Source organism: Larkinella knui, assembly GCF_003858645.1.
Lineage (GTDB): Bacteria > Bacteroidota > Bacteroidia > Cytophagales > Spirosomataceae > Larkinella > Larkinella knui.
Genome location: NZ_RQJP01000001.1, coordinates 545,419 through 563,804, shown reverse-complemented (window position 1 = coordinate 563,804; position 18,386 = coordinate 545,419). Strand labels below are relative to the sequence as shown.

The window sequence follows — 18,386 nt, the reverse complement described above, 5'->3', positions numbered from 1 at the left end:
ATGCCTTGATCAGAAAGACAAAGTTCACCAAACCAATTTCTCTGCGGCTGGTTTATAAGACATCTTCCTAACCAAGCACTTACGGCTATGAAACAAAGTATGTTGGCTGAAGACCCCGAACTGATTGGATCGCGGATTCTGCGTATGGACCCCAACCTGTTTGCTAACCAAAGCGGTGCGGCAATCGAGGACGGCGATGAGGACGAGACGGATGAGGATGAACTGGATGATGAGCCTGTTGACGAAGATGGTGATCCAACGGGCGAACACGATCACCATCAGGACGATAATTATGCGCTGGGCGGGAATGTAGCCCGATCGAGCGGTTTATAAAAACAACCTATGGAAAATTACAATCCAGCCGAAGACGAAAACCAGGGCGTTGCCTCGACGATGGCCCGCAATGATGAGGACACCGGCGACGAACTCGAACCCGATCTAAGTCCGTCAGGAAACCTGCCCAGCCCCGACCCGGACCTGGCACAAACGACCTTGTATGAGGAAGAAGATGACGACGGACTAAGCAGTGAAGAATGAAGAATTAAAAGTTAAGAGTTGGCTGACGCACTTAATTCTTCACTTTTAATTCTTCACTCCCTTCTATTCCCACTCGATGGTGGCGGGGGGCTTGGATGAGATATCGTAGACGACGCGGTTGACGCCTTTGACGCGGTTGATGATTTCGTTGGAAATATCGGCCAGAAACTCATAGGGAAGGTGTGCCCAGTCGGCCGTCATGCCATCGACGCTCGTCACGGCGCGTAGAGCCACCACCCGTTCGTAGGTTCGTTCGTCGCCCATCACGCCAACGGATTGGATGGGCAGCAGAATGGCTCCGGCCTGCCAAACCTGGTCGTACAGACCGTATTTTTTCAATCCGTTGATGTATAACGCATCGACTTCCTGCAGAATCTGTACTTTTTCGGGCGTGATATCCCCCAGAATCCGAATCGCCAAACCGGGGCCGGGGAAAGGATGGCGTTTCAGAATGGCATCGGGCAGCCCCAGGGCTTTTCCAACCGTCCGAACTTCATCCTTAAACAGCGTATTCAACGGCTCCACCACTTTAAGTTTCATATAAGCGGGTAAACCGCCGACATTGTGGTGGGATTTGATCGTAGCCGACGGCCCTTTCACCGAAACGGACTCGATCACATCGGGATAAATCGTTCCCTGTCCCAGCCAGTCGACATCTTCGATCAGGTGCGATTCCTGGTCGAACACCTCGATGAATGTTCGGCCAATGGCTTTACGCTTGGCTTCGGGGTCGGTCAGTCCGGCGAGGGCAGAATAGAACTGATCTTTGGAATCGACGCCTTTGATGTTCAGGCCCAAATGCCGGTAGGACTCCAGCACCTGCTCAAATTCGTCTTTCCGCAACAGACCGTTGTCCACAAAAATACAGTACAGATTCTGGCCAATCGCCCGGTGGACGAGTGTTGCCGCCACCGACGAATCGACGCCACCCGAAAGCGCCATGACCACTTTATCATCGCCTATTTTTTCTTTTAAGCCGGCGATCGTCGATTCCACGAACGACTCGGCGGTCCAGTCCTGCGAGCAGCCACAAATATCAACGACAAAGTTTTTCAGTACGGTTTTTCCCTGCGTCGAGTGCGTCACTTCCGGGTGAAACTGAATACCGTACGTTGGTTCGTCCGCAATCTGGAAAGCGGCCACCCGAACGGTTTCTGTCGAGGCAATGAGCTGAAAGTTTTCCGGTACGCTGGTGATCGTATCCGCGTGCGACATCCACACCTGGGTGTTGACTTCCAGCCCTTTCAGCAACGGATTTTCGGTATTGAGCGTACTTAATTTTGCCCGGCCATATTCCCGGATCGAGGAAGGTTTCACTTCGCCCCCGCTGGTGTGGGCCAGGAGCTGGGCCCCGTAGCAAACGCCCAGAATCGGTAATTTATGCCGAAAAGCCGCCAGATGGACCATGGGCGCATCGGCATCGCGAACAGAACACGGGCTACCGGAAAGGATAACGCCCTTTACATCAGGGGTTATCGTTGGAATGTGATTGTAGGGATGAATCTCGCAGTAAACGTTGAGTTCGCGCACCCGGCGGGCAATGAGTTGGGTATATTGCGAACCGAAATCGAGAATCAGGATTTGTTCGGTTGTCATGATACGTTTCTAAAAATCAAAATTAGGGTGTTTTTAGGAAACTGCCAACTTTAACGTTTGAATCCCTCCGGTCGAAATCGTATTTCGGGTCCGCAATCGCAGCAAAACCACCGCGAACCGGTTAAATTTGTTACAGATCCAGGCTCCGGCATACGGTTTTCGGTCCAGCTTGTCGGAAAACAAGCCGGATAAACGAGCCAGGTACGCAACTGACAGCCCTACTACTGTTCTTTTTCGGACTGACATTTTAAGGGTATAGCAGGTATTTTTTACGCATTTCCTTGTACTGGCTCAAGCCCGGTTCCCAGGTTTTCCGGATGGCTTCTTCGGTCAGTCCAAGTTTAAGTTGCAGCGGTAACTGATCGGTTCCGTATAGTTTGTGGATGTAATTGGTAGCCAGAAAAAAATGGTCTTTATCGACGGCCTTTTTGTAAAATTCGATCAGGTATTTGAGGGTCAAACCCTGATGGGTGGCATCGATTCCCGACAAATCCAGGCCGTAACACAGTTTTCCTTCCTGCGGGGGATTGACGGCACCCGGTTTATCGACGGGCGTAAACTGATAGGATCCGAACTTCGGATTACCGGGTCCACCAATTACCTGAAACTGCTTGTCGGTGCCCCGCCCGACACTCACCACGGTTCCTTCAAACAGGCAGAGGGTTGGATAGAGCAGAATGGATTGCTGATTGGGCAAATTCGGCGACGGCGCTACGGGCAACGTATAAGCAAGCTGATGAGTATAATTTTTTACGGGCACCACCGTCAGCGGGCAGAGCAGATCGGTGGAAGCGGTGTCCGGTTTTTTGAGCCATTTTTCACCGTTGATCATCCTCGCCAGTTCACCCACCGTCAGACCGTGAAGTATGGGAACGGGGTGCATACCGACAAACGACCGGAACCGGGCATCTAAAATGGGGCCATCGACGTAGCGCCCGTTTGGATTCGGCCGGTCCAGCACAATGAACGATTTTTTGTTTTCAGCACAGGCTTCCATGGCGTAATGCATGGTGCTGATGTACGTATAAAACCGCGTCCCAACGTCCTGGATGTCGAAAATGACGATATCGAGCGAATCGAGCTGGGCCGCCGTCGGCTTGCGGTTTGCGCCATACAAAGAGATTATCGAAACGCCACTTCGCGGATCGCGGCCGTTACTAACCGTCTCGCCGTCGGTCGCTTGTCCCCGAAAACCGTGTTCGGGCGCAAAAATGGTTTTAATCGTCACACCCCTGGCTAGCAAGCTATCGACCAGGTGGGTTTTACCAATTACGGACGTATGGTTGACGATCATGCCGACCCGTTTTCCGAGTAAAGCGGGCAAGTAGAGGTTCATTTGTTCGGCTCCGGTGCGGATGGCTTCCGACTCTGCCGCAGCGGTCGGTTTCCGGCTGGTTTGTGCCGAACAGCTTCCGGCCATCCCGAATATACCGACCAAGCAGGCGATGAAGAGCAATTTTACGAATGAAGTCATTAGGCGTCTGATCATTTATACTGCAAATCTGTTACATTTATGTGGTATTTTATAGAAAACGTCTCCAGGTTATCCGTTTTTCAGTTAACATTTTACTTGATGAACTGAATCGATTCCCGGATCGCTAACCTTTTTTCGCTTGAACGTTCCGTTTTTTATTGCCCGGCGTATCCGTCACACGCCCACAACGAGTTTTTCGGCCACCGTTACCAAGGTCGGTATTGCCAGTATTGCTATTGGCCTGGCCAGCATCATTATCGCCTTTGCGGTTTTGTTTGGCTATAAACGGGGTATTCAGCAGAAAATCTTTGTTTTTGGTTCACACATAACGGTATCGAAGTTTTCACTCAATAATTCGTACGAAGAAAGCCCGCTCCCACTCCGGACACCGCTCTATAAGCAGGCCAAATCAATCGCGGGCATCCGGCACATTCAGGCCGTTGCCACAAAAGCCGGGATGCTCAAAACCGCCGATGAATTGTCGGGAGCGGTTTTAAAGGGTGTTGGACCGGAATACGACTGGAGTCTGTTTCAAAGTTCGCTGGTGGCCGGTCGCCTGCCGCGGTTTTTTAAAGACAGTGCGCAGTGCAACCCCAATTATTCCTGCCAGATTTTAATTAGCAAGCGGATTTCCGACCGGCTTCAACTCGGTGTTGGCAAAGACGTCATCATGTACTTCATTGGAAACACGCTGCGCCCCCGAAAACTACAGGTCACGGGGATCTATGATACAGGACTCGAAGAAGGAGACAACGTAATGATTATCGGCGACTTACGCCTGATTCAGCAACTCAACAACTGGGGTCCGGATTCGGTGGGCGGGTATGAAATTTTTGTCAACGATTTCAGTCAGTTGAACGATGCCTACCGGGACGTTCGGGAAGCGGCTGCGCCCGACATGAGGCCCGTGCGCGTAACGGATACCTATAAACCGCTGTTCGACTGGATGACGCTGCTTGATCAGAACACCGGTATTTTTCTAGTCCTGATTCTCTTCGTTGCCGGTTTCAACATGGTGGCCATTCTGCTCGTGCTCATGATGGAACGCACGCCCATGATCGGCCTTTTTAAAGCGTTTGGCAGTCAGAATTCGCTGATTCGGCGGGTGTTTTTTTACGTCGGACTGAATATGGTGCTGAAAGGGTTGCTGATTGGAAATCTGATTGGCATCGGCTTGTGTGCCATTCAGTATTATTTTAAACTGATTCCGCTCGATCCTAAAAACTACTACATGGATACGGTTCCGATTGCCTGGGATTTTCCAAGTATCATCCTGGTGAACCTCGCCATCGTCACCCTCATTGCCCTGGTGATGTGGCTTCCTACGCTGGTTGCCACGAAGATCCAGCCGATCAAAGCGTTGGTATTCAAGAAATAGAAGAAAAACCGCATCCCTCTGTTTCCTGAATACCACAGCCTTCTTTGTGCGTCTGTCGATCCACGCTGACGTCTGGAAAGGAAACGCTTAATACCGTTCCACTTCAAAGCGGGACACACCGCCTTCGTAGTGAATGTCTATCTTTTTGGCGCTGCCGGCATAACCCGGCGTTTGGTACACTCCTCCGCCTATTTCTACGAAACCATCGAGTTTTTTGACCGTTAAAGCGCCTTTTGCTTCAACCTGACATCCCGTCGTTTTCGGAATTTTTAAAGTGACCGAAGTCACCCCCGACTCAATCTTTACATCGGACTGGGGCGCCCGATCGCCCAGTTTTAATTCGATATCGGCGGCTCCGGCCCCCAGTTTGACCGACTTGACAGCGTAAGCACTCAAGTCAAAATTGGCTTGCCCGGCGCCAATTCCAAAGTCGAATGACCAGGTTGGTTTCGGATTCAGCCGCAAATCCACCAAATTGACCAGCTCGCCGGATTTCAGTTCAATTTCATCGTCGTCCAGTTTCAGTTCAATATCGGCCGAACGTGCGCCGTCACCGCGATTGACCGACATGCTGTATTTGCTGACACTCATGCGGGTATCGGCCTCGATCAAACTATCCGAGGGTGCGCCAACGTAAAACCGCCCCGCTCCGCTTTCAAATTTCAGCGTAGCCTGCTCGATGATGGGATCCATCGGTTCGGCAATGTGGCTGGTTTGAACTTTGGGCCGGTTTTCGTTCTGATTGTCGTTATCGTCATCCTTGTCATCATCCTCATTGCGATTATGATCCGAATCCTCATTGTCATCATCATCGTTGTTATAATGGTATTCGTACCGGTCATTATCCCAGCGATTCCCGTGAAAGGCACCAACGACGGCCAGCGGCACCGAAACCGCCAGCAGAACGGTAGTGACCAGAGCGGCCGCCGAATTAGACCGCGAAAAGATCAGATTCAAACCCGCCAGAATAATCAGCACCGGCCAGAACCGGGAGAAGAAACTCCAGTCGATGTAAAACCAGCCATAATTATGGGCCATAAACACCACGCCCAGCGTGATCAGGGCAATGCCCCAGAATAATCCTGTTCGCTTCATGGCTGATCAGAGTGGTTGTTGCGGTGGGTTGTTGGAGGCATACGGATCAGTCGTTCCGCTGCTGTAGGGGTCCGAACCGCTCGTATACCGGTCGCTGGAGGGAGGGCCGTCGTTATGACCATTGTTACGGTTCCGGTCTTTAACAATCAACCAGGCACCGATACCAATCAGAATAAGCGGCCACATATCCCCAAAGTCAATATTGAACCACCGGTCGAGCAAAAACAGGAAGCCGATTCCGACCAGAATTGCCCCGCCGACGAGGTTGCCATTGCGTTCATTCGTATTCATGGTTGTGTACAGATTAGTTGAAGGTTCAGTTTTATACGAAGCATAATACCCGGAAACCCGTTCCGGTAATACAATCCACAAGATAACATAAATTATCAGGGACGGGACATGCGGCAGGAAAAAGCCGGCTACGAACAGAACCCGGATCAAAGTCCGGTCGGTATTGAAATAATGGGCCAGTCCGGCGGCTACCCCGCCTAACATGGCTTCGTCACGAAGACGTTCCAATCGTTTAGTCATGAGCGTATTAGTTAAAATACGCTGTAAACCTAGGTTGGTTTCCGGTAGCTTGAAAGGAAGAAAGGAAGAAAGGGCGCGAATTCGGATGAAAGTACGGATTACCTGATAATAGGTAATACATACTACCGGGTAAAACCTAATAACTGATCAGTCATCTGTTTCCAGAGCTTCCAGAAGATCCATCAGTTCGCCAAAATCGCGCGAACCGGGCCGGTCTTCGTCTCCTCCGGTGAGCGCAATACCCCGGATCGGCAGTTCGGTCAAATACGTCTGGATCGATTCCGGAGTAAAGCCCGTGCCAAGTAAGATCGGGTAGCGGGTTGCCAGCCGTTGCAATACCGCTTTCAGATCGTCATCCAGCTTGATGGCTCCGTTGCTTTCGAGCAAATAATAAGCAATCTGATCGGATTGGATGGAGGAAAAGAACGTCTCCAGCTGATCGAGCGTCATCGACGAGAGGTCGGCTTTCAGAATGATGCGGCAATCGAAGGTGGACAAATAAGGCAATAAAGCCGACTCTTCAACTTGCAACACATCGGGTTGATACAACGCCAGCAACCGCTCGATTTCCATCACATCGATCGACGACGTTTCACCGACGATGTGCAGACCAGCTACCCACGACCGGATTTCCTTGAATTTTTCGGGGGCTACGTATTGCTCCGAGTTTTCGTCCATGGAAAAACCCAACAGATCGACGCCCATTCCGGCGCAGTAGCGGGCATCGCTCAGGTTGGTAACATTACTGATTTTAACGAAAGTACGGAGAGCCATTCTACCTGATGTTTACAATTGAATTTTGATTGTGGGCTGAAAAAGGGTTCGGCAAAGGTAAAGCCAGTTTGTGAATAGGAATCAGCCCGGCTCAACTATTATTGACAAGTCCGTCCGGAAAAGAAAGGACAACTTCGCTTATAAACCGTCTTTTGTTAGCAATCCCGGTCGGATGGTAGCCTACCGGTATCCATAATTTTTATGGTAAACGATCATTACAGGCTGGCGTCTTTCACCACAAGATGGGGCTTTTTCAGACCGACTGCAGTAGGCAATCTTCTTGAATCGGTAAAAATGGTTGAAACTTCTGTAATCTGTATACCATTCCTACCAAACGTAAATAAGACCTTTGCCAATGCCCATCCGGTTTGGAAAGGGGTCAGGGTGGTTCGGCAGCGTCTGGTTTTCCGAAAGCCGTCAGGTACTTCTCCTTTAAATTCTTATCTTAACGAAGTAATTCCTACCGCTGTGGCGACATACAATTTAAAAATCAACGGAAAAATCAGGCGGGTGGATACCGATCCAGCCACGCCGATGCTTTGGGTGCTGCGCGACCATCTGGACTTGCAAGGCACCAAATACGGCTGCGGCATCGCGCAGTGCGGGGCCTGTACCGTGCATTTGAATGGAACGGCGGTTCGTTCCTGCCAGTTGCCCGTTTCGGCGGTGGGCAGCCAGCCCGTCACCACGATTGAAGGCTTGTCGGCCAAAGGCGACCATCCCGTCCAGAAGGCGTGGCTGGAACACGACGTGGCGCAGTGTGGCTACTGCCAGGCCGGACAGATCATGAGTGCGGCTTCGCTCCTGAAAACCAACCCGAATCCGAGCGATGCCGACATCGACGCGTCCATGAGTGGCAACATCTGCCGCTGCGGAACGTACCTGCGCATCAAAGAAGCCATCAAATCGGTCGCCAGGAAGTAACCGTAATCCGAACCTTGACCATGAACAACTCAAAAACCACCCAGAACCGGCGTTCGTTCTTAAAAGCCTCGCTGCTTTCGGGCGGAGGGATGATGCTCAGTGTAAGCTGGTTATCAAGCTTCAAGCCAGCCGATAAAATGCAGGCCCTGAACCTGCCCGAGCAGTGGACCCAACTCAATGGCTACATTCAGATTACGGCCGACAATGGGGTGAAACTTCTGTGCCCCAATCCCGAGTTTGGTCAGAATGTGATGACATCGTTGCCCATGATCGTCGCTGAGGAATTGGACGTCGACTGGAAAAACGTGGTGGTTGAAATGGGGCCGTACGACAACACCAAATTAGGTCCCCAGTTTACGGGCGGTAGTAATTCGATTCGCATGTACTGGAAACCACTCCGGGAAGCCGGGGCAGCCGCCCGACACCTGCTGCGGGAAGCAGCCGCCCAAACGTGGAAGGTACCGGTCGGGGAAGTGACGACCCAAGCCGGCGTCTTGCTGCATTCGAGCGGCAAATCGGCGAAATATGGCGAAATGGCCGGTAAAGCGGCTACGCTGGCAGTACCCAAAGACCTGAAACTAAAAGCCCCCAGGGATTTTGCGATTGTCAGAAAATCGAAGAAAAATGTGGAAGGGCAAAAAATAGTCACCGGCAAACCGCTCTTTGGGTTGGACTACCGGGCTGACGGGATGCTCATCGCCATGATTCAGCATCCGCCCGCCTTCGGCCTGAAACTCAAATCGTTCGATGCTGCGCAAGCCCTTAAAATGCCGGGCATCAAGGCTATTTTCAGCCTGAAATTGTACGAAGACGGTTTCGAGCAGGGCGGTTTCGATACCCGGACGTTCAACGATTTGCTGGTTGTGGTGGGCAAAACCACCTGGGAAGTCATGAATGCCCGCAAAAAGCTCCTGGCCCAGTGGGAGCCGATCGGCGATACCAAGGATACCATGGCCGGTCGGGGCGGCAAACGAGAGGTGGTGGTTCCGGGCGGGCTGGAAAGTACGAGCGCCCAGTTGGAAAAAATGCAGGCGTATGCCCAAAAACCGGCGCAGCAACTACGGAAAGACGGCGATCCCGAAACGGCGTTCAAAAATGCGGCTCAGGTGATCGAACGCACCTACAACGCCCCGTTTCTGGCCCATAACTGCATGGAGCCGATGAATTTCTTCGCCCATGTAACGGACGAAAAAGCCCTGCTGGTGGGGCCGTTGCAGGCACCGGGCTGGATTGAGCCGACGCTGTCAAAAATCCTGAACCTTCCGGCCGACAAGATCGACATTCAAATGACGCGGATGGGTGGCGGTTTTGGCCGTCGGGCGTATGGCCATTACCTCACCGAAGCGGCTCTGATCTCCAGACATGCCAAAGCGCCGATCAAACTGATCTACACCCGCGAGGATGACATGACCTACGGCATCTATCGGCCGATGTATACGGCTACGTATCGCGCGGCTTTGGATGCCAACAAAAACCTGATCGGTTTCCACGTGATTGGGGGCGGTATACCGGAACACGCGATTCATGCCAACCGGTTTCCGGCCGGAGCCGTGGAAAACTACCTGGCCGAAGGCTGGCAGATTCCGTCCAATATCACCATTGGGGCCTTTCGGGCTCCGCGCTCCAACTTCAACGCAGCTGCCGAGCAATCCTTTCTGGATGAAGTGGCCGAGGCCATGGGGAAAGATCCCATCGCGTTTAGACTGGAACTCCTGAAACGGGCGAAGGAAAATCCGGTCGGCAAAAACAATGAGTATGACCCCGACCGGTATGCGGGTGTCCTGACGCTGGTGCGCGACAAATCGGGTTGGAACAAACCGGGGAACGAGAAGTACCACCGGGGCGTGGCGGCCTATTTCTGCCACAACTCGTACGCGGCCCACGTGGTCGATATGGTGACGCGGGATGGCCAGCCGTATGTAGATCGGGTTTTCAGTGCGATGGACTGCGGCATTGTCGTGAACCCCGATGCGGCCACGAATATGGTGCAGGGCGCGGTGGTCGACGGGATCGGGAATGCGTTGTATGGTGCCTTGACGCATAAAAACGGCGCGGCCGAGCAAAGCAACTTCCATACTTACCGGATCATTCGTCACAACGAAGCGCCTAAACAGATCGAGGTCCACTTTGTCGAAAATGACCTCGACCCGACCGGTTTGGGAGAACCGCCCTTCCCGCCGGTTTTTGGCGCGGTAGCCAATGCGCTGTATAAAAACAAAGGGAAACGGTTTTACAATCAACCCTTCCAGCCGGAGATGGATAAGCGGATTTGAGGCAAACCTGCTTAGGCCGGTGAAAAATGATCATTACATTCCGGCAAAAACATTCCCAGCCACTTTCTCCGCAGAACATCTTTCCGCGCAGAAGCCCTAATTTGAAGCGGTATTGGTGAATGGATTTTACTAAACTGGTGTTAAACCGTATCTTTGCGTTGGTATACGCTAAATCAATAATACGTAAACAGGTCCAGCAAAAGGCGGTTTTGCCAGATTTGGATAGGCTTAAGCCAATAAGTAACCTGTTGATTTACAGCATATACCATCCAAATAACACCATATAAAACCAGTTATCGCAAGGCTTTGAACCTTGTCAGATACGTCATGAGCAAACACGGACGCATTTTGGTCGCCATGAGTGGCGGCATCGATTCTTCACTGGCAGCGGTATTGCTGCACGAAGAAGGCTACGAAGTCATCGGCATGACCATGAAAACATGGGATTATGCCTCCTCCGGCGGCAGTAAAAAAGAAACCGGCTGTTGCAGCCTCGACTCCATCAACGACGCCCGCAACATTGCGGTCAACCTCGGTTTTCCGCATTATATCCTGGACATTCGGGCCGAATTCGGTGACTCGGTCATCGACCATTTTACGGGCGAATACCTGGAAGGCCGCACGCCCAACCCCTGCGTTCTCTGCAATACCCACATCAAATGGGATGCGCTGCTGCGCCGGGCCGACCGCCTGGATTGCGAGTCGATTGCCACGGGCCATTACGCCAATATTCGGGAAGTGACCGACGGAGGTCCGGCTAACGGGCGGTTTGTCATCTCGCGCGGCATCGACAACCTGAAAGATCAATCCTACGTGCTGTGGGGGGTTTCGCAGGAAAGTCTGAGCCGCACCAAATTACCCTTGGGCCACCTGCGCAAGTCGGAAATCTACGCGATGGCGACGGAGCGCGGTTTTACCGAATTGGTCACCAAATCGGAGTCGTATGAAATCTGCTTCGTGCCCGACAATGATTACCGGGGCTTTCTGAAACGGCGCGTTCCGGGCCTGGAACAGGAAGTGGCGGGCGGGAATTTTATTCTCGAAGATTCATCGACCGGCACCCGAAAAGTGGTAGGCAAACACGAAGGCTATCCGTTTTATACGATCGGACAACGAAAAGGGCTCGGCATTGCTTTCGGCTACCCGGTATTTGTAACCGATATTCGCAAGGATTCCAACGAAGTTATTCTGGGCATCGACAAAGATTTATACCGCGACGGCATGATGGTCAGCCGGTTAAATCTCCAAAAATATACCTCGATCGAAAAGCCGCTCGAAACCGTAACGAAAGTACGGTATAAGGACCCCGGGACACCCGCGGTTATTTCCCAGGATGGCGACAAAATCAAGGTACTGTTTGAACAGGGCGTTTCGGCAATTGCGCCCGGTCAGGCGGCCGTTTTTTACGAAGGCGACGACGTGATTGGGGGCGGTTGGATCATGAAAAGCTTCCGCCAATCCGAAGGCGAACACGTAATGACCGGGCTTGAAATGCCGGCAATCCACTGATTGTCAACCAAATTCCGTGTTGACACAAATTAAAAAACCGTCCTTCATGAAGGACGGTTTTTTAATTTGAATTTTTACCAGTTCAACCGGATATACGCTTCCGCCCGGGTAGCTCCGGGCATCTGCGACTTGGAAAATTTCGTTTTGGTTACATCATTTTCCAAAATCAGTTCTCCTACCTTCGTAACAAGCCCGGTGTTAGGCGATGACTTTTTGACCTGAAACGGGATCGTAAATTCCTTCCCAATTGTCCCGTCCAGTTGCAAATCGGATGCCAGCGGGGCGTGCGTGTCAACTTCAGCATTAAAGTCACTCCCCGACTGCCCCCAGCTAATGAGGTAACCCTTGTTGACCGGAAAATTGGGTTTGTGTATCCGTTTGATGGTCCATTTGGCGTCGATATACCGAAAGGCTCCGTCAGTCTTTACCCACTCTTCATCAGGTATTTTAATGGCAGGGCCATTCTCTACTGCACTGGTTTCGTAAAGCACTTTTCCGCTTTTGCCAATGATCTGAAACTTAACCATCTGAAATTCGCAGGGAATGGGTCGCGTCACCACATCTTTCACCTGGCAGATGTTGGAGAAAATGGTCGCCATTGGAAGGGCAATCCGAACCGCATCGTGCGGAAATACTTCGATGGTGGTTGTTTTGAGTATTTTACCGGGTCCTGGTTTCCCAATGATTTTCTCCGTCCGCCCAATCCGGTATTCAACATGCGTGGCCTTGGCCGACAGGCTTTGGTCGGCCTTGTCGGTAGCTTCGGCATTTTTATTAATCGATAAACGCGTGGTTTGCAGCACCTCGGTTTTGCCGTCTTTTACGCTCAGGACCTGTCGGCGCACGAACCAGTTGCCCACGATGGGTGGTTTCGTCACCGGATTAGCCGGCTTGAAAGTCGAATTAACCAGGACGATTTCCTGGTAGTAAACATTTTTCTGAATATCCACTTTCTTGGGATAGGCAAACGGCGTTGGTGCCGTCATAGTAACAACGCCAACCGGAATGGGTGAACTGACGGTTTGATTCCCAAAACCAATCCAGGTAATGGTAGTCATTCCGGTAAAAGGGGCTTTTGGGGCGGTATCCGGTTTTTTTGCAAACGCAAGCGGACTGATCATCAAAAGCCAGCCATAGAACAATAGTTTCATACGAGACGAACGGGTTTTAGGTAGATTTCTGGCAATAAAGTCCGCCGGTCCTATATACGTTGGCGTTCCACTTATTAAGCGGTCGGTTTATTGAGGATTCGGAAGCAGCCTCTACTTGGCTGAACGAATGGCTTGTTTACAATCCGTTTGCGCATCCTACAGAGCCTGGTTGTGCGCTGCCTGAACCAGCGGCCAAATCGATTGACGTTTCTCAACAAAACAGAGCCCCGGTGGTTAATCAGAGGATACGGTTGAAAGGCCAATCAAAACGCTGGTGGTGAATAGAAATAAAAAACATGCACCTTTGTCAGCGAAACCCCACGGATAGCTGGAACGGGGCCTGTCGTAACTTTTTTATCCCATGCTGTATCTTTTTTGGACGGTACTAAACCTGGTAGTAGCCGTTTACTTTATCGGGCTGTGTTTTCAGGCCACAAGGTTCATTAAAGAACGGATCAGCCTGTATGCTGCCCTTATTTTCGCTTTCGGACTTTTATCTTTTGTCGCTAATTCAGGCCCAAAAAGAGCGGGTTTTAAAGGAAATTCTAATGTAGAAAAGTGGACGTTCATCTCCCGGGACAGCCTTGCGCCGGGTGGATTAAAATTCGCCCGCATCAAAATTGATGAAACCTGGATTTCCGAAATTGACTTGAACGTTTTCTATGGAGTTAAAAAATCGTCCAGCCAGACCATACCGGCAGAAGCCTATTCGGTTTGGTCGGGTTTTATTACGGGGTACGACTGGGAACCGACTTCCATTTCGGTTCGTGCAACAAATGGCCCGAATTATGCGTATTCAGTAGCAGGGCTATTGCGGTGGAAATTGTTGGGCCTACCCCTGTATTCGCAGCCCAAATCGTATGCGGGTTCGATTGAATTAAACTAAGTTTCTGCTTCTCCTTCCGAAGAAAGGGAAGAATGAACCTATAGCCTGAATGAACGTATGAAAAAATCCGTACTGTTTCTGCTTGTTCTGGTCATTAGCGGAGTAGCGGCCCAAGCCCAAAACCGCAAATACCTGATCCTCCTGAAAGATAAAGCCAATACGCCGTATTCCGTGAGCCGGCCGGAGCAATTTCTGTCCCAGCGGGCCATTCAGCGACGTGGTAAACAGGGTATTTCGGTGCTGGAAAAAGATTTACCGGTCAATCCGACCTATGTTGCCGCGATCCGCCAGACCGGCGCCAAAATATGGTTTACGTCGCGCTGGGCTAATGCGGTTTTGGTTGAAACAAGCGAATCGAACCTGGCCACCATTCGGGCGCTGCCGTTCGTGCAGGGCGTTGAAAGCAATCGCTCCATCGGCAACGCCCGGATCGGGTACGCCCAGTTGACGGCCAATCCGCAAAAAAATAAACGGGAACAGATTGATGATCCAACTCTCTACGGCAATTCCAGCGACCAACTGATTCAGATTGGCGTCGATAAAATGCATGCACAGGGTTTTCACGGCGAAGGTATGCTGGTGGCTATTCTGGATGCCGGTTTTCGCAATGCCAATCAGGTTCCGTTCCTGGCCCCGCTTTTCCAGGAAAACCGGGTAGTCGGCACGTATGATTTTGTCCAGAAAGAAACCAGTGTCTACGAGGACGATTCTCACGGGTTAGGTGTCCTGTCGATCATGGCCGGTTATCAGGAAAGACAACTGATCGGCCCCGCCTATAAAGCCTCCTATCTGTTGCTCCGAACCGAAGATGCAGCCAGCGAAACACCCGTTGAAGAAGCCAACTGGCTGCTGGGCGCCGAGTATGCCGACAGTACCGGCGTGGACGTAATCAACTCATCATTAGGCTATACCACCTTTGACGACCCTTCCCAAAATCATACGTACCAGGATCTGAACGGCCAGACTACGCTCATTAGCCGGGCCGCCCGCTGGGCTGCCGAAGCCGGCATGCTGGTGGTGGTTTCTGCCGGAAATGAAGGCAATGATCCCTGGCATTACATCGGGGCTCCGGCGGATGTGCCGACGGTCTTGTCCATTGGCGCCGTCGACCGAAATGGCATCCGGTCGCCGTTCAGTTCGTTTGGCCCCACCGCTGACGGCCGAATCAAACCGGATTTGGTAGCCCTGGGGTCCGGCACAACGTTGGGGTCGCCGGGCGGCACCGTGTCGGCAGGCAACGGCACTTCCTATTCTTCCCCGTTGGTGGCCGCGCTGGCCGCCGGTTTTTGGCAGGCCAACCCGCGTTTGACGGCGCAACAGGTTATTGAGTGTTTACGGCAATCAGGCAGCCAGTTTACCAGGCCCGATGCGGAATTAGGATACGGTATTCCGAACTTCGAGCGGGCATCGGCCATTGCGGCTGAGGCCTATTCCCTGCTGATTTATCCGAATCCGTTTACCAATGCGGACCGGCTGACGGTTCAGTGGAATGAAATACCGCTGAACCAGACCATCGACATGATGGTGACCAATTCGGCGGGACAAGTGGTGTGGCGGCAAAACTATACGTCCGACCGGGTGGCTAATTTTTCACTACAGACGCTGAGTTTGTCGCCCGGCCTTTACTTTCTGACGCTATCGAGCGAAAGTGCCAAACGGACGGTGAAACTGATGAAATACTAACGACTCTACGGATGATTCAGGTTATTCAGGGTGATATTACCAAATGCTCCGTCGATGCCATTGTCAATGCCGCGAATTCGAGTCTGCTGGGCGGTGGCGGTGTCGATGGAGCCATTCATCGGGCTGCCGGACCCGAATTACTGGCCGAATGCCGTACGTTGAATGGCTGTAAAACCGGCGATGCGAAAATAACCAAGGGGTACCGGTTACCCGCTAACTACGTCATTCACACCGTCGGGCCCGTCTGGCAAGGCGGCCAAAACCAGGAGCCGGAATTATTGGCGAGCTGTTACCGCCGGGTGCTGGAAATTGCTACGGAACGCGGCCTCACTTCGATTGCCTTTCCCAATATCAGCACCGGTATTTATGGATTTCCAAAAGACAAAGCCTGCACGATTGCCATCGAAACCGTACAGAACTTTCTGGAACAGCATAAAACCGCTCGCCTGGAAATCCAGTTCGTTTGCTTCGATGAAGTGAACTACCGGCTTTACCAGCAAAAACTAGCAGCCTGACCAACTCGCCTGCACGCGCCTGACAGCGTCGGAAAGTTCACCCTAATTACCCACACTTTCATCGGTTTCGACGCGGGTTGCCATTTCCGGTTTATTCGCAGGCTGGGGTGTAACCATCCGGTTCTGTTGCTTATAATTCCGGTTTGCCAAGGTTGGTTTGGCCGGAATCGAAATGGCCGCATCCCCAAATCCGCCCCGGCGCTGCTGCTCGCGATAAGCGGCAATCGTTTGGGGCTGGCGTCTCCGGATCCGAAATTCAATGCCTGATTCGGGCTCCCACTGCCGGGCTGACGTGGCTTTATTGGGGTGTTTGTAATTGGCAGTCGAATACGTAGGGTCATTCTTTACTTTATCCTGCGCAATTCCCGGCATAGTCAATGCTACCGCCAGCAGACCCAGGCAGGTCTTCATTATCGTCTTCATACTAGCTGTGGTTTTGTTATACTCAGAAAACAGCAATTGTGTTTCCGACGCTAATGTAACACAATAAATAGTACCTGGTTTTATAGTTATTCTATTTTTTCTTTAAATTCATTCGTATTATCGATCCTTCCGCAGTAAATTTTTGAATTTCATTAACAGCTACCCACCGAACCTCTTTCGTCTCCTGTGTTTGAATGAAAGGTTGACGGGGGTCGGCTTCGAGTAAAAACCGGATGTCATAATGCCGGTGTTCAGGTTCGGAACCTCGCGCGGGAATAGCGTGAACATCCACGTCAAAAATCGAAGAGGAGACAACTTTTAAATTTTCCAGACCGGTTTCTTCTTCCGCTTCCCGCAGCGCCACCCCAAGAATATCCGGATCACCGTCGGCGTGTCCGCCGGGCTGAAGCCAGCGGTCAAGTTTGCGATGATGCAGGAGCACCACCTGCTGCCGGTCGGGGCTAACAATCCAGGCAGAACCGGTAACATGGCCGATCGTCAAGTGTCTTTCAAAGCAATCGGGTTGATTCGCCACAAACGCAATGGTTTGCTCCAGCATCAGCCGCTCCTCATCCGTGGCAGGTTGGTGATTTTTCAACAGACTTAACAAAGGTTGACGGTGCATATTCGAAAATGACTCTTGGGTTTAACTGGAAAAAACTGCAATTTCGTCCCGTAATTACTACGACATACAATAATTAAACCATGAAAAAGATTTTTCTCTTAACCACACTGACTCTCGCTGCTCAGGTAGCCATCGCCCAGATTAAATTGCCGCAAGCCAGCCCGGGGGCAACGGTAATGCAAACGGTTGGCACCACCGACTTGACCGTAACCTACTCCCGTCCCAGTTTAAAAGGCCGTACCGCTTTGGGCAACCAGACGCCCCTTGCTCCGCTTGGCCAGCTATGGCGCACGGGTGCCAATGGCGCTACGAATTTCAAAACGACAACCGACGTGATGGTACAGGGACAAAAACTGCCCGCCGGAAGCTACTCGGTTTTTACTATTCCGAATCAGAACGAATGGACGCTGATTTTCAATAAAAACCTGACGGCCACCGCCGAAGAAGGCGCTCCCAATGGATACAAAAAAGAAGAAGATGCCCTCCGGGTTCAGATGAAGTCCGAGAAAACGGCCCGCCCCTACGAAACGTTCACCATTGGCTTCGGCGACCTGACCGACAGTACGGCAAATTTAAACTTTTCCTGGGCGGATACACGGGCTACCGCCAGTTTGAAAGTTGATGTGATCGCAAATGCCCAGGCGAATGTGGAAAAAGCCGTGGCCGACAAACCCGAAGATGCTGGTGTTCTGCAAGCCGCAGCAAACTGGAATCTATCCAAAAACCGCAATCTGGATCAGGCACTGGCGTGGGCCGACAAGTCGATTGGCCTGAAAGAAACCTATATGAATGTCTGGATAAAGGCCCAGATTCTAGCAAAAATGGGCAAAGCTGCTGAAGCGCTACCGCTGGCGCAGAAAGCACTGGCTTTGGGTGACGCATCCAATGATCCGATTTTCAAGTTCTACAAAGAAGGCATCCAGAAAGGGGTTTCTGATTATCAGGCCCTGATACCGGTGGCTTCCAAAGTACTAAAAGGGAAAAAGAAGAAAGCGTAAGTGTTTATGCATCT

At 51.6% G+C, this 18,386-nt stretch carries 18 protein-coding genes; 10 read left to right on the top strand and 8 right to left on the bottom strand.

The genetic code is table 11. From position 1 onward, the window contains the following. The first annotated feature begins 87 nt into the window (after positions 1-87). Both EHT87_RS02255 and EHT87_RS02250 read left to right on the top strand, forming a co-directional pair. On the top strand, positions 88-333 hold the full coding sequence (locus EHT87_RS02255; RefSeq protein ID WP_124903410.1) for a hypothetical protein: 246 nt from the start codon (positions 88-90) through the stop codon (positions 331-333). 9 nt (positions 334-342) lie between these two features. Then, entirely contained in the window at positions 343-537 is a 195-nt protein-coding gene (locus tag EHT87_RS02250) for a hypothetical protein (protein WP_124903408.1), read from the top strand. A 63-nt stretch (positions 538-600) separates the two neighbouring features. Here the strand turns inward: EHT87_RS02250 and guaA are convergent, their stop codons facing one another. Together guaA and EHT87_RS02240 are read right to left on the bottom strand one after the other, a co-directional pair. Next, complete coding sequence (gene guaA / locus EHT87_RS02245) at positions 601-2,133, bottom strand: glutamine-hydrolyzing GMP synthase (protein WP_124903406.1); 1,533 nt, start codon at positions 2,131-2,133, stop codon at positions 601-603. 247 nt (positions 2,134-2,380) lie between these two features. Beyond that, a complete protein-coding gene (locus EHT87_RS02240) occupies positions 2,381-3,607 on the bottom strand; it encodes an exo-beta-N-acetylmuramidase NamZ family protein (RefSeq protein ID WP_124903404.1) in 1,227 nt (408 codons plus the stop codon). Positions 3,608-3,746: 139 nt separating this feature from the next. Here EHT87_RS02240 and EHT87_RS02235 point away from each other — a divergent pair, with 139 nt between their 5' ends. Beyond that, positions 3,747-4,985, top strand: a complete 1,239-nt coding sequence (locus EHT87_RS02235; RefSeq protein WP_124903402.1) for an ABC transporter permease — start codon at positions 3,747-3,749, stop codon at positions 4,983-4,985. An 87-nt stretch (positions 4,986-5,072) separates the two neighbouring features. Here EHT87_RS02235 and EHT87_RS02230 read toward each other — a convergent pair whose 3' ends face one another. The 3 genes from EHT87_RS02230 to trpF all read right to left on the bottom strand — a co-directional run bounded on the left by EHT87_RS02230 (position 5,073) and on the right by trpF (position 7,385). Further along, positions 5,073-6,080: a toast rack family protein gene (locus EHT87_RS02230; RefSeq protein WP_124903400.1), complete on the bottom strand. Its 1,008-nt coding sequence runs from the start codon at positions 6,078-6,080 to the stop codon at positions 5,073-5,075. A 6-nt stretch (positions 6,081-6,086) separates the two neighbouring features. Continuing rightward, a complete protein-coding gene (locus EHT87_RS02225; protein ID WP_124903398.1) occupies positions 6,087-6,611 on the bottom strand; it encodes a PspC domain-containing protein in 525 nt (174 codons plus the stop codon). A gap of 147 nt (positions 6,612-6,758) precedes the next feature. Continuing rightward, positions 6,759-7,385, bottom strand: a complete 627-nt coding sequence (gene trpF, locus EHT87_RS02220; protein ID WP_124903396.1) for a phosphoribosylanthranilate isomerase — start codon at positions 7,383-7,385, stop codon at positions 6,759-6,761. A gap of 468 nt (positions 7,386-7,853) precedes the next feature. On the opposite strand from trpF, the gene EHT87_RS02215 reads away from it, so the two are divergent. From EHT87_RS02215 to mnmA, 3 genes are all read left to right on the top strand, one after another. Next, a complete protein-coding gene (locus EHT87_RS02215; protein WP_124903394.1) occupies positions 7,854-8,309 on the top strand; it encodes a (2Fe-2S)-binding protein in 456 nt (151 codons plus the stop codon). 20 nt (positions 8,310-8,329) lie between these two features. Beyond that, a complete protein-coding gene (locus EHT87_RS02210) occupies positions 8,330-10,582 on the top strand; it encodes a xanthine dehydrogenase family protein molybdopterin-binding subunit (RefSeq protein WP_124903392.1) in 2,253 nt (750 codons plus the stop codon). Between the two features lie 327 nt (positions 10,583-10,909). Continuing rightward, the gene (mnmA, locus tag EHT87_RS02205; RefSeq protein ID WP_124903390.1) at positions 10,910-12,091 is read left to right on the top strand and encodes a tRNA 2-thiouridine(34) synthase MnmA; all 1,182 of its coding nucleotides are present in this window, start codon (positions 10,910-10,912) and stop codon (positions 12,089-12,091) included. 74 nt (positions 12,092-12,165) lie between these two features. Here mnmA and EHT87_RS02200 read toward each other — a convergent pair whose 3' ends face one another. Further along, positions 12,166-13,242, bottom strand: a complete 1,077-nt coding sequence (locus EHT87_RS02200; protein ID WP_124903388.1) for a hypothetical protein — start codon at positions 13,240-13,242, stop codon at positions 12,166-12,168. A 361-nt stretch (positions 13,243-13,603) separates the two neighbouring features. Here EHT87_RS02200 and EHT87_RS02195 point away from each other — a divergent pair, with 361 nt between their 5' ends. The 3 genes from EHT87_RS02195 to EHT87_RS02185 are packed head-to-tail and all read left to right on the top strand — an operon-like array spanning position 13,604 to position 16,326. Beyond that, positions 13,604-14,128 carry a hypothetical protein gene (locus EHT87_RS02195; RefSeq protein ID WP_124903386.1) on the top strand — a complete coding sequence of 175 codons (525 nt, stop codon included), beginning with the start codon at positions 13,604-13,606 and terminating at the stop codon, positions 14,126-14,128. 57 nt (positions 14,129-14,185) lie between these two features. After that, positions 14,186-15,811 (top strand): S8 family serine peptidase, encoded by a 1,626-nt coding sequence (locus tag EHT87_RS02190; protein WP_124903384.1) that lies wholly within the window; start codon positions 14,186-14,188, stop codon positions 15,809-15,811. Positions 15,812-15,822: 11 nt separating this feature from the next. Beyond that, positions 15,823-16,326, top strand: coding sequence for an O-acetyl-ADP-ribose deacetylase (locus tag EHT87_RS02185; protein ID WP_124903382.1), 504 nt, complete (start codon positions 15,823-15,825; stop codon positions 16,324-16,326). A 42-nt stretch (positions 16,327-16,368) separates the two neighbouring features. Here EHT87_RS02185 and EHT87_RS02180 read toward each other — a convergent pair whose 3' ends face one another. Next, entirely contained in the window at positions 16,369-16,749 is a 381-nt protein-coding gene (locus EHT87_RS02180) for a hypothetical protein (protein ID WP_124903380.1), read from the bottom strand. A gap of 91 nt (positions 16,750-16,840) precedes the next feature. Continuing rightward, positions 16,841-17,347 carry an NUDIX hydrolase gene (locus EHT87_RS02175; protein ID WP_310587504.1) on the bottom strand — a complete coding sequence of 169 codons (507 nt, stop codon included), beginning with the start codon at positions 17,345-17,347 and terminating at the stop codon, positions 16,841-16,843. A gap of 107 nt (positions 17,348-17,454) precedes the next feature. On the opposite strand from EHT87_RS02175, the gene EHT87_RS02170 reads away from it, so the two are divergent. Then, entirely contained in the window at positions 17,455-18,372 is a 918-nt protein-coding gene (locus EHT87_RS02170) for a DUF2911 domain-containing protein (protein ID WP_124903376.1), read from the top strand. The last annotated feature ends 14 nt before the right edge of the window (positions 18,373-18,386 follow it).

What these genes read in the sequence shown, in the direction of transcription:
- guaA (WP_124903406.1), bottom strand. Translation starts at nt 2,133, where the DNA reads ATGACAACCGAACAAATCCTGATTCTCGATTTCGGTTCGCAATATACC.
- EHT87_RS02195 (WP_124903386.1), top strand. Translation starts at nt 13,604, where the DNA reads ATGCTGTATCTTTTTTGGACGGTACTAAACCTGGTAGTAGCCGTTTAC.
- EHT87_RS02210 (WP_124903392.1), top strand. Translation starts at nt 8,330, where the DNA reads ATGAACAACTCAAAAACCACCCAGAACCGGCGTTCGTTCTTAAAAGCC.
- EHT87_RS02240 (WP_124903404.1), bottom strand. Translation starts at nt 3,607, where the DNA reads ATGACTTCATTCGTAAAATTGCTCTTCATCGCCTGCTTGGTCGGTATA.
- EHT87_RS02255 (WP_124903410.1), top strand. Translation starts at nt 88, where the DNA reads ATGAAACAAAGTATGTTGGCTGAAGACCCCGAACTGATTGGATCGCGG.
- mnmA (WP_124903390.1), top strand. Translation starts at nt 10,910, where the DNA reads ATGAGCAAACACGGACGCATTTTGGTCGCCATGAGTGGCGGCATCGAT.
- EHT87_RS02185 (WP_124903382.1), top strand. Translation starts at nt 15,823, where the DNA reads ATGATTCAGGTTATTCAGGGTGATATTACCAAATGCTCCGTCGATGCC.
- EHT87_RS02225 (WP_124903398.1), bottom strand. Translation starts at nt 6,611, where the DNA reads ATGACTAAACGATTGGAACGTCTTCGTGACGAAGCCATGTTAGGCGGG.
- EHT87_RS02230 (WP_124903400.1), bottom strand. Translation starts at nt 6,080, where the DNA reads ATGAAGCGAACAGGATTATTCTGGGGCATTGCCCTGATCACGCTGGGC.
- trpF (WP_124903396.1), bottom strand. Translation starts at nt 7,385, where the DNA reads ATGGCTCTCCGTACTTTCGTTAAAATCAGTAATGTTACCAACCTGAGC.
- EHT87_RS02170 (WP_124903376.1), top strand. Translation starts at nt 17,455, where the DNA reads ATGAAAAAGATTTTTCTCTTAACCACACTGACTCTCGCTGCTCAGGTA.
- EHT87_RS02180 (WP_124903380.1), bottom strand. Translation starts at nt 16,749, where the DNA reads ATGAAGACGATAATGAAGACCTGCCTGGGTCTGCTGGCGGTAGCATTG.
- EHT87_RS02250 (WP_124903408.1), top strand. Translation starts at nt 343, where the DNA reads ATGGAAAATTACAATCCAGCCGAAGACGAAAACCAGGGCGTTGCCTCG.
- EHT87_RS02190 (WP_124903384.1), top strand. Translation starts at nt 14,186, where the DNA reads ATGAAAAAATCCGTACTGTTTCTGCTTGTTCTGGTCATTAGCGGAGTA.
- EHT87_RS02200 (WP_124903388.1), bottom strand. Translation starts at nt 13,242, where the DNA reads ATGAAACTATTGTTCTATGGCTGGCTTTTGATGATCAGTCCGCTTGCG.